The organism is Rickettsia endosymbiont of Polydrusus tereticollis, from assembly GCF_964026385.1.
Classification (GTDB): Bacteria; Pseudomonadota; Alphaproteobacteria; order Rickettsiales; family Rickettsiaceae; genus Rickettsia.
The window spans coordinates 1,865,830-1,881,215 of the sequence record NZ_OZ032142.1; the positions used below are offsets into that span (position 1 = coordinate 1,865,830).

The following is a 15,386-nucleotide window of genomic DNA, read 5'->3' on the forward strand; positions in this document are numbered from 1 at the left end:
TAAATATAATTACCAGATAAAAATTGCTCATGAATTTGAACTAACTATATGCTCATCATATCCACATGTTATTTTTAAATTTATAATATTTTTTAGAGATTGACAAATAATTGCAACTCTACTACAGTTAAGCTATAACTATTTGGTAATAAGGAAAAGCCTTAAATACAAGGGTTATGAGCTACAAATTAGTGTATGAGAAAAAAGCAAAGAAGCAGGGTAGAAGTGGCTTTTAGGTTGACTTCGTAAAGGTCGGGGGTTCGAGCCCACTATCGTCCACCATTCGACATTTTCGGACAAATTTACGAAGGTATTAAACGGCGGACGTAGATTATAATCAAGTTTCTCGCTGTTTAATTCCAGGTTAGCAAACACCAAATTTACTAAAAATTCCCTTTTCCTATAGCACCAAAACCTTTGAACAAATTATTTTTACAACCTATAATTATAAAATTCTTGACTTGTTCACGTTAATACCTTACATTAAAAACCACTTAATGATGTTTAACCTCTATCATTAACATATATCGACCTAAGGCTAATATTTATTATGCCGGGAGTCCGCTGCTATAAGTATCTTCTAGATATGAAATGTAGCGGAAAGTCGTTATGTTAATGACTGAGGTTAGCTCCCGGCACCTCTTTTGTTAGCCTTTAAGTCGATTATACAATAACTAATATTATTATGGTAAAAATAACGGATAAATGGATTCTCGTTTTCAAGCGTTGTTGCAGGGCTCTAAAAAAGTGCTATATGTCATTCTAGCTAAAAGCAGGAATCCAGAAAAAACACTTAAAATAAGTAAAATTATATAAAAATTTACTATATAATTCGCTTAAATATTCTCTGGATTCCCGCTTTTGCGGGAATGACATCAAAAATTCGAGCCAAGCAACAATGTCGGCTTGACCCACTAGTGTACGAACGTTGCTTGATGTGGCTATAGTATTCCGGACAGTTAGTATGAGACAATATTAACAGAAAGGAAATACAGTATGACAAAAACAAAAATGTATTCTAGTGAATTTAAAGAATCAGCAGTTAAATTGGCAACTGAATCGAAGCGACCTGTTATTCAGACTGCAAAAGAATTAGGTATCAGTAAGAATACTTTATATAGTTGGATAGATAAATATTCTAAACAATTTGAAGAATCAATAACAAGAACAGATGAACATCTGTATGATGAATTAAAAAGATTAAAGAAAGAGCTGGTGATAGTAACACAGGAGCGTGATATACTAAAAAAGGCTGCAGCGTACTTTGCAAAAGAGTCCCTGTAAGGTATGCATGGATAAAGAAGCATCAAGATGATTTCTCAATTGCAATTATGTGCAAATGTATGAAGGTATCACGTAGCGGTTATTATGAGTGGTTAAATAACCCTGGATGCAATAGGGATAAAGAAAATAGAGAATTAACCTGTAAGGTTAGAGCTATTTTTCAGGAAGGTAGACGAAATTATGGATCTAGACCCATTAAAAAGGCTTTGTTGAGGCAAGGCATAATTGTTAGTCGTAGGAGAATTACAAGACTAATGAATGAAGCTGGCTTAGTATGTAAAACTAAGTATAAATTTAAAGCAACTACTGATTCTAAGCATAATAAGCAAGTTGCTCCTAATTTATTGGATAGACAGTTTAAAGTTTCTAATGTTAATTGTTATTGGGTTGGTGATATCACCTATATCCCAACTGGAGAAGGATGGTTATATTTAGCCCGGATATTGCATGAAGTGAGATTTAAAGTAAGAAATTGAGTAATTTATAATATTAGCAATGATACTTTTGTAAAAATTTTGCCAAAAAGTGCTTTGAAGCCGTTATTTTCAAATTTTAGATGTAATGCCCCTTACCCCATTTTTTCTAAGCACCGGGAACAGTGCTAATCTAGGTTATTCTAATGCTAATTTCTTCATCACATGATTCCATACCTGTCGGTAAGGATATGATGAAGATAACAAAAACTTAATACGCCTAGTATTACGGATAATTACTACCCCAATTTTTAATAATTTTAAACGTATTGTACCTATTTGTGCTTTTGCTAATGCACTACCTTGTAATAAATTACCTCTGATATATTCTACTAAAGTGTATGCAAGACCCGATAAAATCATTCTGAGCTGATTAGCCCACCATCTATGACAAGAAGTACGATCTGCAAATAATTCTAGTTGTTGCTCTTTTATACGGTTTTCCATATCACCACGACCACAGTAAACTTTGTCGTATAAATCTTCAGGTTTATCTGATAAATTAGTTACTATATACCTTGGATTTTCTCCAAGCATTGTCATTTCTGCCTTACCAATTATTCTACGTTCATGACTCCAACTACCAGCCTTATATGGAAACTCACTAAAAAGACGTTGCTTTTCTTGGGTTATAATAAATGCTGCTTTTGACTTCTCCATTGTAGGTTTCAGTAACTCATTTAGTCTGTTATTTTGGGGCATTCCTACAATATATTTTATATTATGAATATCACACCAATCAAACATCTGATGACGACAAAATCCACTATCACCACGAAAAATAATCTTTACCTCTGGCCAAGCTTGGCGAAAACGTTTTACTAACAATGATAATATTGCCCAAGAATGTTTTGCTTGATCCTGCTTTGACGTCCTAAGATAACTAACTAACAGATGCTTTCCACAAAAAACATACAAAGGTAAAAAGCAATTATGACCGTAATAACCATGATAAAACTTACCTTCCTGTTGCCCATGAATTTCATCATCCGTAGCATCAAAATCAAGTATTAGCTGCTTTGGTACTATTTTATGAGACTTAATAAATTTATCAAGCATTAGTTCATGCACTTTAATTGCAAAGTGTCTATCAGCATTGTTTTCTATACGACATAAGGTAGAACTACTTGCCATATCATCAATTGTTTCCATAGCTGTTTGCATAGCAGGACATTTTCGTAGATAATTGTGGTCATTTAAATCTTCATAACCTAATGCAATACCATAAATTCGTTGCCTCAGCATTGTTGCCATATTATGGGTAATTTTACTACCATCTCGTCTATCAGGAAATATTTTAGCAAGCTCCTCTGTTATACCAAGCCTTTTATCTGCTTCTCTTAATAACAACACACCTCCATCGCTACTAATATCACCTCCAGTGAAATTTATCTCTATTGTCCGATTTTTTACTTTGGAAAACTGGTAACTATATGCTATACAATTTGTCATGACAAAATCCTTTGTATTATTCTAATGAAATACCAGTATTATACAGCTTTACGAGGATTTTGTCTCCTATATCTCATGCAATATCCGGGTTAGGGTACTCATATACCGGAGCTACAACTAAGATTAAGTATAAGAATGAGAAGCTAGGAGATGAGAGCAAAGTAAGAAGCAATATCTACTCAATATACGGCTTATATAATGTGCCTAATAAGAATTGGTTTATCAGCGGCATAGGGTTATATGGGGATAGTATAGTTAAAAACTATGTGCAGAGAGCGGTAATTATCGGAAATAAAATATCCGGTTATCAAATAGCTTATAGTAAGCATAAGTCATATGTCTATATAGGTCAATTAATGGTCGGCTATAATTATACCTTATCTTCTTCCGCAAGTTTCAAGCCGATGATCGGTATAAGATATGACAAAATGCGTGATGCTAGTTATCAAGAAAGCGGTACAGATTATCAAAATTTGACAGTTAAGGGTATTTCAGCAAGTTTAATAGAGGGGATAGTAGGAGTTAGAGGAGCAAAAGACATTAATACCGGTCATATGGTCATAACGCCGGAAATATACGGTTTCGTACGTCGTAATTTTAGAGATAAAGCCTCGGCTATTGATGCGAGGTTGTTTGGTATGGATAACCCGCTGCCAAGTATGGCATTAACGAGAGCTAAAACTAGCATTAATTTTGGCGGCGGCATAACTGCAAAATATAAGAGTTATGAATACGGTATCAATTATAATAGTAATATCGCCAATAAGTATTTAGCACATCAAGCTAGTGTGAAGCTAAGGATCAACTTCTAAGCTCTGTGAACAAAATTATAGCGTTGTTGCGTGGCTCGGAATCATTACAAAAAACCCCGTCATTGCGGGGAGGGCATTGTTGCGTGGCTCGAATTTTTGATGTCATTCCCGCGAAGGCGGGAATCCAGAGAATATTTAAGCGAATTATATAGTGAATTTTTATATAATTTTTCTTATTTTAAGTGTTTTTTCTGGATTCCCGCTTTCGCGGGAATGACATACGGTACTTTTTTAGAGCCACGCAACAACGCTTTGCGGGGAGGGACGTAGTGCCGACGTGGCAACCTAGGAAAAAAAACAGCAAAAAATGCTATGAAAATTATTATTTTCTAGATTGCCACGCCGCTTGCAGCGGCTCGCAATGACGTTGCAGGTATCCACCAATGCCCCTTCGCAGGAATGACATACTGCTACTTTTTTAGAGCCACGCAACAACGCCCGCTCGCTGTTTTAATACACTCTTTTTGCGGGAGGTACTGCTTTAACTTCGTCTGTTAAACTAGTAAGGGTTACCGGCTTATAATCAAGTATTATTTTGCCGTGTTCATCAATCCACGCAAGTGTATGCTTCATCCAATCGGCGTCGTTACGATCGGGGTAATCTTCCCTGGCATGAGCACCACGGCTTTCTTTTCTATTAGCGGCGGAGTGTACAGTAACCGCTGCTTGATCAAGCAGATTAGCTAATTCAAGTGCTTCGACTAAATCACTATTCCAAATTAAAGATTTATCATTAACTATAATATCATCATATTGTGCCCTTGCTTGATCAATCATTTGCATTCCTTCATCCAGAACCTTTTGAGTTCTGAATACCGACGCATGGCTTTGCATAGCTCTTTGCATTTGAAGCCTTAATGCGGCAACGGCAGTAGTGCCGCTACTATGCCGAATTTTATCAAATCTACTTATTATTTTTTCTAATATTCCATCTGTAAGCGGTTTATGCGGCGTACCGGCTTTAATAAGTTCAGCCGCTTTTAAAGCGGCAGCTCTTCCAAATACCACTAAATCAAGCAAAGAATTTGACCCCAAGCGATTTGCTCCATGTACCGATACGCAAGCGGCTTCACCGATAGCCATAAGCCCGTTAACAATTTTATTGTGGTTTTCGTTGTCTTTAATTATTACTTGACCGTGATAGTTAGTAGGCACGCCGCCCATATTATAATGCACTGTCGGTAAGACCGGTATCGGATCACGATTTACGTCGATGCCGGCAAAGATTTTAGCGGTTTCTGAAATACCGGGAAGACGGCTATGTAAAATTTCAGGTGATAAATGATTTAAATGTAAAAATACATGATCTTTATGCTCGCCGACTCCTCGACCTTCACGAATCTCTATAGTCATCGCTCTTGATACTACGTCTCTTGAAGCAAGGTCTTTTGCCGATGGGGCATATCGTTCCATAAACCTTTCGCCGTTAGCATTTACTAAATATCCGCCTTCGCCTCTAGCACCTTCGGTAATTAAACAACCCGCTGAATAAATACCTGTCGGATGAAATTGTACAAACTCCATATCCTGCAACGGCAAGCCGCTTCTGATTGCCATACCGCCGCCGTCACCGGTGCAGGTATGAGCGGAGGTTGCTGAAAAATAGGCACGCCCATAGCCGCCGGTAGCGAGTACTACAGTATGAGCATGAAAACAATGTAAACTGCCGTCGTCAAGATTCCATGCGACTAATCCCTTGCATTCGCCGTTTTCCATCAACAAATCAATAGCAAAATACTCAATAAAAAACTGTACTTTATGTTTTAGAGATTGCTGATATAAAGTATGAAGTATAGCATGACCCGTGCGATCCGCAGCGGCACAAGTCCTTTGTGCTGCCTTACCTTTACCGTATTCCGTGGTCATCCCGCCGAAAGGACGTTGATAAATTTTACCCTCGCTAGTTCTTGAAAATGGTACGCCGTAATGCTCTAACTCTAAAATCGCATCGGCAGCATTTTTGCACATATATTCGATAGCGTCCTGATCGCCGAGCCAATCAGAGCCTTTAATCGTATCATACATATGCCAACGCCAATCATCCGCACCCATATTGCCAAGGGCGGCACTAATCCCGCCTTGTGCTGCTACCGTATGGCTACGAGTTGGAAATACTTTAGTAACGCATGCGGTGTTTAAGCCCTCCTTTGCCATGCCGAAAGCTGCCCTAAGACCCGCTCCGCCGGCACCGACCACTACTACGTCAAATTTATGATGAATTATATTATACGATTTTGTCATTAAGTTAATTTTTTAAGAATTGATATATTCGCCTTGTATGTTATTTAAGTAATATATTTGAGCTCAACATTCTCGATCTCATTCCTGCGTGGATACGGCGTTATTGCATGGCTCATAATTTACCGTATTATGGTTATTACAAGTACGGTGTCATACCGTGGTCAAGCCCACTGCTGTACGAACGTTGCAAAAATCGTCATTGCGAAGCCACGAAGGGCGTTGTTGCATGGCTAGAACTTTTGATGTCATTCCCGCGAAAGCGGGAATCCAGAGAATATTTAAGCAAATTATATAGTAAATTTTTATATAATTTTACTTATTTTAAGTGTTTTTTCTGGATTCCTGCTTTCGCAGGAATGACATATAGCACTTTTCTTGATCCATGCAACAACGCTGACAAGCCACGGAATGACAGAATTTTAAACGTTCGTACAGCAGTGGGCTTGACCACGGTATGACACCGTACGCTTTGCAAAAATTCGATCTACGCAACAACGCCTTTAGTCGCTCGCCATGACATGTATGGACCTCCCTAATAATGCAAGAAAAAAATAATATTTAATAGCAAAGAAGCAAATGCAGACATGTATCCGGCTTATAATTGATAAATTATTTCAAATTTATCATATAGCCCTGATGGAATTCGCTACCTACAAACTTTTACTTATCACTTTTGCGGCTTCATTAGAGCCTGTGTGTCAATCAGTTTTTTCATAGGCTAAGGTTTGTCTTATTTACCGTCAATATTATTTCTCACGCATATTCTAGGTTGGTATCTCTATATCATTCGTTTTATTTTATTATCTATTTATTATTAACACTTAATTAAATATTTAATACTATTAAGTTATTCATCTTTTGTTAGCTACAAACTTTACTTTCATTATAATCGTTGCCGTTACGTAATACTGCAAATACTACTCGTGCCAATTTATTCGCTATTGCGACGGTAGTTTTATTATGCCCGCATCGTTCCGATAAATTAAACATCCATTCAGTAAATTTACTAAAGTCTTTTTTATTTTTTTGTGCTTCGGTTGTAAATCTTAGTTTAGCATTTAGTACCGCTCTTGCTCCTTGAATTAATAAAGTACGCAAATAAATATCACCTCTTTTACTAATCCCAAGTAGCTTATCTTTACCGCCACTAGAATATTGTTTCGGTACTAAACCGAGCCATGCCGATAATTGCCTGCCGTTCTCAAAATATTTTGCATTACCTATTGCTGCTATTAATGCCGTAGCGGTAATTAAACCTATACCGGGTATAGCTGTTAATTGTTTATAATGTTCTAATCCACCGACTAGTATTTTTAATCGTTTTTCTAACTCTGTTATTTTTTTATCATTCTCTACAAATTCTTCTTTCAACTCACTAAACGTTTGATAACTAAGTCGGCTTAAAGTTCCGCTATCTAAAATTTCCGTTAATTCGGCAGTAATTTTATTTATCCCTTGCGGAATAATTAAACCGAATTCATGCAATAATCCCCTAATTTCATTAGCAAGTGCCGTACGATTTCTTACTAGTCTTGCTCTTATTCTATGAATTGACAAAATATCTTGTTGCTCTATACTCTTGATCGGAACAAATCTCATATTTGGTCTTGCTACCGCTTCGCATATTGCTTCGCTATCTGCTTGATCGTTTTTATTAGTTTTTACATACGGTTTTACAAATTGTGGAGCTATCAATTTAACCTCATGTCCTAATTTTGTTATTTCTCTTCCCCAATAATTAGCTCCTCCGCAAGCTTCCATTCCTACTAAACATTTTGGTAAGTTAGCCATAAAACTCAATACTTGATCTCTCATCAATTTTTTCTTCAGTACCGTCTTCCCGTTTTTATCTACCCCATGAATTTGAAAAATTCTTTTTGCAATGTCTATGCCAATTGTGGTAACTTCCATTTGGACCTCCTTATTGTTGTCTAGGATTAATTTCCTATTCTAGAACTATAACTACTGTTATTGATTCTGTATATAGGGAGGTCCATTCCATTACTTTTAATCGAAAACTATAATGTTTTGCAAAATCCAGCATACCTTTATTAAAACGGTGTATGCCAAGACCATATGTATCTCTATCCAGTATTACTGTCTTCATATTGTCATAAAGTACTTCTTCCGGTACTCCACCAAAATAATCAAATGCCCGCTTATGGCATTCTATTAATGTTACCAGCTTCTCATTGCTAACAAATTCTACATAGCTTGCTCTACTAAATCCTAATGTAGCCACAAAAGCTGATAGAGGATTTTTCCCCTTACGAAATTCAATCCAGTCAACTTGCATCTGTTTGCCAGAAGCAGTCTCAAATCTTATCATATCCTCCTGTTTAGCTACCGGCTTTATACTTCTTAGATAATCTCTGAGTTGGGTCATCCCGCCTGTGTAACCCAACTCCTTTATCTCTTGAAACAGTACAGTACCAGGTAGAGGTACAGGGTGGGCTGATTTTATTCTGTCACTCAAGTAGTCTTTATATGGGGCAAGCTTTGTTACTAACTTCGGCCTATCCTTATATTTATGGCTACCATCATATTTTAAATATTTACGTACTGTATTTACTGATACACCTACTTCTCCGGCTATTGTTCTTAGACTTTTACCATGTTTATTCAATATTTTTATTTCCATTATTTGCTCCAGTATTATCATTATTCATTACCTCCTTATCCAGAGGATTCTACTTTAATACTGTATCAATTTTTATCCGTTGCTCTGTATCATTTTACTTCCGTTGCTAACATTGAGCGTAAAGCCGGTACTACCGGCCCATGTTTCCAAGCTTTAATCTCTTCTTCAAACAACACTTTATCAAATAAAGCAAGATGAATACCTTGAGCAAAATATATTAATTTCTGCAGCTTTAACTGGGTTATACTATCCCCTGCTTCTCTATCAACTAACACTAAAAAATAATTAGCTACATCAAAACAGCTAAGTACTTTAGCTTTTTCTTTAATATTCATAATTATAAAATTTTTTATGATGCTTTTTAATAGTGCATTATATTTTCAATAAGCTATAATTTTGTTGCTATGATAATAGTCCAGATAAAAGTTTACATGTTGTAAAATCTTTAAAACGCGAGCATCTATAATGCAAGTCAATAAGAATTAACAAAAATTAGGTATCCAACAAGAATTATTTTAAATAATGGCATGCATAAAAGCAAGTAGTTTACGCATTACAGATGCTCGCGTATATATGATGGTGCTACTGTGAATTTAAAACTTACTAAACTGTTAAACCTAATACTCAAAATAAAACACAAACATTAACCCTTGAGCCACAATAATCCTTAAAAGCTCTAAATACACTTATGCTCAAAAAAATAATATATCTATTTTTTAGATACACAAATTATAGTATTACTATAATATTCATTGGCAATAATGTTATAGCTGCTTCCAATACACTCCCAACAAATATCCTTAGTGATCATACTGGAATAATAGAAGCACTTTTGGAAAAAAAGCAAGATTTAATAAAGACGTCAAACGATCGTAGCAATGATAGGATGTCACATCTGGAGAACATTAATAATAAAATACAATCAATAAATCATTCTATAGAAAAAAGGAAAGAAGAGTTAGAAGATATTGAATATGAAGATTCAGAACTAAGCAAATTAAATGATAAAAAAAAACTATATGAACAATACCAACAAAACCTTATAAACTCTGATGAATCTTCAACCGAATCGTTAGAGAAAGAATTAAAAAAAATCGATGATATGATATCAAAACATAGTAATTTTGATGAAGGTCATATTGTTACTTCAACTCCTAAAAAATCTCAATCTAGTAGATCAGATAATTTAGATGCTTTAACCTCATCCTTAGACTTATCATCAGACAATGGAATTAATATTTTTAATGATTGTAACCTAGAATTGGATGCAGTAAGTAGTGGCGGTAATCAGACTAATCATAATACTCCAAATAGTAGTTACAACAGTAACCAAAACTTAGAACCATCTGATAGAAATAATGATATTGAGGGTCTTAACCTAAAAGATGAACTAGATGCAGTAGATGGTAGTGGTGGTAATCAGACTAATCATAATACTCCAAATAGTAGTTACAACAGTAATCAAAACTTAGAACCATCTGATAGAAATAATGATATTGAGGGTCCTAACCTAAAAGATGAACTAGATGCAGTAGATGGTAATGGTGGTAATCAGACTAATCATAATACTCCAAATAGTAGTTACAACAGTAACCAAAACTTAGAACCATCTGATAGAAATAATGATATTGAGGGTCCTAACCTAAAAGATGAACTAGATGCAGTAGATGGTAATGGTGGTAATCAGACTAATCATAATACTCCAAATAGTAGTTACAACAGTAACCAAAACTTAGAACCATCTGATAGAAATAATGATATTGAGGGTCTTAACCTAAAAGATGAACTAGATGCAGTAGATGGTAGTGGTGGTAATCAGACTAATCATAATACTCCAAATAGTAGTTACAACAGTAACCAAAACTTAGAACCATCTGATAGAAATAATGATATTGAGGGTCCTAACCTAAAAGATGAACTAGATGCAGTAGATGGTAATGGTGGTAATCAGACTAATCATAATACTCCAAATAGTAGTTACAACAGTAACCAAAACTTAGAACCATCTGATAGAAATAATGATATTGAGGGTCTTAACCTAAAAGATGAACTAGATGCAGTAGATGGTAGTGGTGGTAATCAGACTAATCATAATACTCCAAATAGTAGTTACAACAGTAATCAAAACTTAGAATCATCTGATAGGAATAATAACATTGAGGATCTTAATCTAAAAGATGAATTAAAAGAACCAAGCAGCAGGATATTAGATCGCATCAGTCAGTTCAGAGCAAGTAATAATGAGGTAATGTTAGCGTTAAAGATGTTTTATCAAATAATCCAAAACAGATTAATAGGATTAAATGGTAAATCACAACCAATATCAGGGGGCGATGAGCAGAATAGAGGTTTTAGTATTTGGGATAATAGTGGTTACGCTATTAGTAAACAAGACAGTGGTAGCAGCATATCATCTTACACAGGAAGAATGCTAGCCATAATACTAGGAGGAGAAATATCATTTAATGATAGCTATATATTAGGCATTGCCTACGGCAATATTCATTCATACTTACGATTTAGTGAAACACTAGGCAAAAGCCGTATTAATTCACACATGGTCAGTGCTTATTACCAAAAAGATTTAGATAGAAATGTTTCTCTACAATTAATTGGTTCACTATCAGGTAGCAATATCAAAAATGTAATCAATGCCCAGAGACATGGTAAATCCTATATTCGTGGTATGGGCATTGAAGGTAATTTAAGCTATTATCACAATTTTACAAGTGGTATGCAATTAGTTCCGAACATTAGTCTAAAATATTATAATATGCTGAATAATTTATACAAGGAACAAGGAGCATATGATTATTTGTTAAAGATTTCAAGGAAATCTAGAAAGGTGTTCAACTGTACTATAGGCAGTAAGATAATATTAAATTCTACAGATATTAATTCGCATCTTAAACTAATTCCATCATTACAAGGCAGTATAGAAAGAAATTTTTTTGCAAGTCATAAGGCAATAACAGCTACATTTACAAGTAACCAGGATATTCCTAAAGAGATCAAAAAAGTAGATATGACAAGAAATTCAAGACTAGGGTATAACATAGGTGCCGGAGTAATAGCTCAAAATAATAATATTAAATTACAGTTTGATTACAACTACTACATGCACAAGACATATAGCACACACTCAGGAACAATTACGGTAAGATTCGATTTATAAATTTTTGAGTTAATAGGGCTCTGTCCAAATAAGCATACGCATCAAGTTAAGCCATAATTGTTAATAATTTTAGTGTATTTAAGGAAGATAATCTGGTTTTACGATATTTATCTTTCAAAGAAAATTTCCCCCAATCTATAATTAATTTCTTAAGGAACTGCTCTAAATCATTAAGACGTCCAGTAATAGACAGGAATAATTCTCTTGACCTTTTCTGTAGTTCAATAAATGCTTTGGTTAAACTAATTTCTCTATCATTTGCTAATTCTACACAATTCGATAATCCATGAAAAATAAGCACACTACATAATTTACCATATAATTCACACAAAACTCTTGCAGGTTTACTTCTCCCTTTAAGATTCTCAATTTTTGCATGACTTTTATATAATTTAAATAATAATTCAATTTGCCATCTTGCTCGATAAATTATCATTATATGCTCAGCATTAACCATATCCTCTGATATATTAGTGATAAATATTGACCAATCTAGTAATCTCTGGTTTCTTGAAGAAGATTTATATTTATGAGACTTAGCTAATAAATTAGCCTTCCTTCTTCTACCAATAGCCTGTTCATCAGTCAATTTATGACATATAATCCGTAGCTTAACTTTTGCTTGTTTACCTAAAAGTACATCTTTTGATAAAAAGAATTTATTATCTAATAAGTTTAATAAATCAATTTTTTCCTCAGTGATAGGGTCATATATATTAGTATCTGCTTTATAACGACTAATAAAATATGCACCAAGTTCGATAATTTGAATAAATGAAGCTGGGATAAAATAACCTAAATCAGATATTAATAAGTCCTTAGTAGATATGTTTGATAAATGTTCTCTATATCCTTGATCAGCCCTTATACCTTCTGTTATATCGACTTTATCTAACGATTGATTTAAATAATCAAATACTACCTGTAATTTAAGAGAAGATTGCACTGTACTACTACGCCCCTTATAGCAAGCACCGCAACCCTTATACATATCCGCCATATTGGCAGGTAGAATAATATGGCTACTATCCAATAATTTAACGCTATTAAATTGCTGCAAAATGTTGCAATCAAGCGGCATAGTATTTCTAAATAATTTCAAGCATTGTTCATACATTGACTGCATAAATTTTACTGCTACCTCAGTAAACCTAAAGTCTAAGCCTTGGGCAGAAATATCTATAGTTTCTTCACTTAAAAAGTTACGCATTCCATCAAGACTACAATTACTATCGCTCATATTACCAAACACTATAGCTTTTAGAAAAGCTGAACCAGTTATTTTTCGTTGTCTCTTAATAAATCCTGTTGTAATGGATAAATTATTGGCTGTCTCTCCAAAAAACTCTTGGCATAGTTTTGCTAAGTTTACTATTTTCCCCATAGTACAAATTCTCACAATTTAGTTGTTAATCTTGCAAAAATTTATACCATATATTAGCTTCTTTTTAATTCATAATTTACTACCGTAATACCAGTATAACCTACTTGCTTTTCTTAACTTGATGCGTATGATTCAACAGAGCCTAACTTGATGCGTATGGTCCAAATAAGTGTGTAAATAAATTCTAAGGTTTAAATTCTTCCTTCAAATTTGATTAAAAAATGAGCCATAGCCTTGTTCCAATTTTGGATAGGCATGGACCATTTTTTGGCCATATAATCAATTGCCAAATATAGTGTTTTAAAAACAGCATTATCATTTGGAAAAACTCTTTTATTTTTAGTGACCTTGCGTAATTGACTATTGACTTGCATTACAGATGCTCGCGTTTAAAGACTTAATAACTCTTAACCCGGATATTGCATGATAGGAATTATCATATCTATTTATTCTTGATATTTATCAGGATTATAGAGGATTATTTAATAAAATTTAAAAATACAATTTGTATTTTTATAATAATCCTATCAAACCCTTATACTAAAAGGGTTTAGTAGAGTATTTTTGCTTCCTTCATGAAATATTCGGGTTAAGAGTATAGAAGAAACAAAAGAGGAACTTCTAAGCCATTGTAATAATTGCTTTACCACTTTCCTCTTCTGGTCTTTCTGTTCTCATAGAACTCACTTACAGGAGTTATTATAACATAAATATATCAATTAATATATATTTAAGATTTTGTATTTATAATAGCATTTACAGCTTTTTGCATATATTCTCGAGCAGTATCATTGGCAAGTCTGGCATAAACTGCCGTTGATCTTGGATATCTATGATTTAGAAGCTGTCCTATTACATATTGATTTGCTCCGGTCATTGCCATCCAACTTGGTATTGTTCTTCTTAAATCATGGATTCTTAAATTTTCTATTCCTGCCTTTTTACAAATCCTCTTCCATGCTTTCTTTGGTTCTTGCAGGTGACCACTACTGCTGGTCTCACTTGGAAATACCCACATACTAGTAGATTGCTCTTGCCTGGCTTTTAATATTTCTATTGCTTGATCTAGTAAAGGTAAACGGTGAGGATCACCATTCTTAGTATCTGGAAGATATAATTGTTTATCAGCAAAACTAATCTGTTCCCAACGCATAGTAAGTAAATTATCCTTACGAACTGATGTATACAAAGCTATTAAGAAAAAGTCCTTCATTACCTGGTTTTGCTCGCCTGTTATTGCTGTAAAAAACTGTGGTATTTCTTCTCTAGTTAAATACCTGTCTCTAGATTGTTCCTTGTGCTTCTTTATGCCAATCACTGGATTTATTGTCAGCAATTCCCATTCTATTGCTTTGCTAAATATAGGGCTCAATATTTCAAGAAATCTATTAGCTCCATATTTACCAGTTTTAGTTAAATTATTAAATAACTCTTGAATATCTGTTTTTTGAATAGTCGATATTTTCCTAGGATATAAATGTTTTGCATATCTATCTACCGAGGCAGCATAATCCCTCCATCTTTTATTATTAATTTTACTATATTCATTAAGGTATTTGTCATAAAGCTCTTTAAATGTCAGTTCTTTAGCTAATCTAATCTTTTCTGCGACGGGATTATATCCTTTTGCAATCTCACCTTTTAATTCAGATGCTTTGGCTCTAGCATCAATAATTGATAGATCAGGGAACACACCTATTTTAATTCTATGATATTTCTTATCAAGTACTGTGCCCAAATAAAATATTTTACTACCACCATATGATACGATTAGCAATAATCCTTTTTCTTTGGTATCTTTATATACATCTCGTTTTGCCTGTGGAGCTTTAATTTCATGTAATGCTTCTTTAGTAAACAATAGTGATTTAACTGACATAAATCCTCCCACAGCTTCATATATAATTAAACTGTAGTATGCTTT

11 protein-coding genes are annotated in these 15,386 nt (G+C 34.3%); 4 read left to right on the forward strand and 7 right to left on the reverse strand.

The window, feature by feature from the left end:
• Positions 1-996 precede the first annotated feature (996 nt).
• Together AAGD48_RS09005 and AAGD48_RS09010 are read left to right on the forward strand one after the other, a co-directional pair.
• Positions 997-1,284, forward strand: a complete 288-nt coding sequence (locus AAGD48_RS09005) for a transposase (RefSeq protein WP_341789757.1) — start codon at positions 997-999, stop codon at positions 1,282-1,284.
• Positions 1,285-1,295: 11 nt separating this feature from the next.
• Positions 1,296-1,760, forward strand: a complete 465-nt coding sequence (locus tag AAGD48_RS09010) for an IS3 family transposase (RefSeq protein WP_341790778.1) — start codon at positions 1,296-1,298, stop codon at positions 1,758-1,760.
• A 135-nt stretch (positions 1,761-1,895) separates the two neighbouring features.
• Here AAGD48_RS09010 and AAGD48_RS09015 read toward each other — a convergent pair whose 3' ends face one another.
• Entirely contained in the window at positions 1,896-3,209 is a 1,314-nt protein-coding gene (locus AAGD48_RS09015; RefSeq protein ID WP_341789277.1) for an IS1380 family transposase, read from the reverse strand.
• A 59-nt stretch (positions 3,210-3,268) separates the two neighbouring features.
• Between AAGD48_RS09015 and AAGD48_RS09020 the strand changes: the two genes are divergently transcribed.
• Positions 3,269-4,021, forward strand: coding sequence for an autotransporter outer membrane beta-barrel domain-containing protein (locus AAGD48_RS09020; protein ID WP_341789758.1), 753 nt, complete (start codon positions 3,269-3,271; stop codon positions 4,019-4,021).
• 450 nt (positions 4,022-4,471) lie between these two features.
• Here the strand turns inward: AAGD48_RS09020 and sdhA are convergent, their stop codons facing one another.
• The 4 genes from sdhA to AAGD48_RS09040 form a co-directional block, all read right to left on the reverse strand.
• On the reverse strand, positions 4,472-6,262 hold the full coding sequence (gene sdhA, locus AAGD48_RS09025; protein WP_341789759.1) for a succinate dehydrogenase flavoprotein subunit: 1,791 nt from the start codon (positions 6,260-6,262) through the stop codon (positions 4,472-4,474).
• An 861-nt stretch (positions 6,263-7,123) separates the two neighbouring features.
• Positions 7,124-8,173, reverse strand: coding sequence for an IS110 family transposase (locus AAGD48_RS09030; protein ID WP_341789760.1), 1,050 nt, complete (start codon positions 8,171-8,173; stop codon positions 7,124-7,126).
• A gap of 34 nt (positions 8,174-8,207) precedes the next feature.
• The gene (gene istA / locus AAGD48_RS09035; protein ID WP_341789761.1) at positions 8,208-8,903 is read right to left on the reverse strand and encodes an IS21 family transposase; all 696 of its coding nucleotides are present in this window, start codon (positions 8,901-8,903) and stop codon (positions 8,208-8,210) included.
• An 89-nt stretch (positions 8,904-8,992) separates the two neighbouring features.
• The gene (locus tag AAGD48_RS09040; protein WP_341789762.1) at positions 8,993-9,238 is read right to left on the reverse strand and encodes a Panacea domain-containing protein; all 246 of its coding nucleotides are present in this window, start codon (positions 9,236-9,238) and stop codon (positions 8,993-8,995) included.
• A gap of 353 nt (positions 9,239-9,591) precedes the next feature.
• On the opposite strand from AAGD48_RS09040, the gene AAGD48_RS09045 reads away from it, so the two are divergent.
• Positions 9,592-12,078 carry an autotransporter domain-containing protein gene (locus AAGD48_RS09045; RefSeq protein ID WP_341789763.1) on the forward strand — a complete coding sequence of 829 codons (2,487 nt, stop codon included), beginning with the start codon at positions 9,592-9,594 and terminating at the stop codon, positions 12,076-12,078.
• Between the two features lie 46 nt (positions 12,079-12,124).
• Here AAGD48_RS09045 and AAGD48_RS09050 read toward each other — a convergent pair whose 3' ends face one another.
• A complete protein-coding gene (locus tag AAGD48_RS09050) occupies positions 12,125-13,462 on the reverse strand; it encodes an IS4 family transposase (RefSeq protein WP_341790779.1) in 1,338 nt (445 codons plus the stop codon).
• A 730-nt stretch (positions 13,463-14,192) separates the two neighbouring features.
• Positions 14,193-15,341, reverse strand: a complete 1,149-nt coding sequence (locus AAGD48_RS09055; RefSeq protein WP_341789764.1) for a tyrosine-type recombinase/integrase — start codon at positions 15,339-15,341, stop codon at positions 14,193-14,195.
• Between the last annotated feature and the right edge of the window lie 45 nt (positions 15,342-15,386).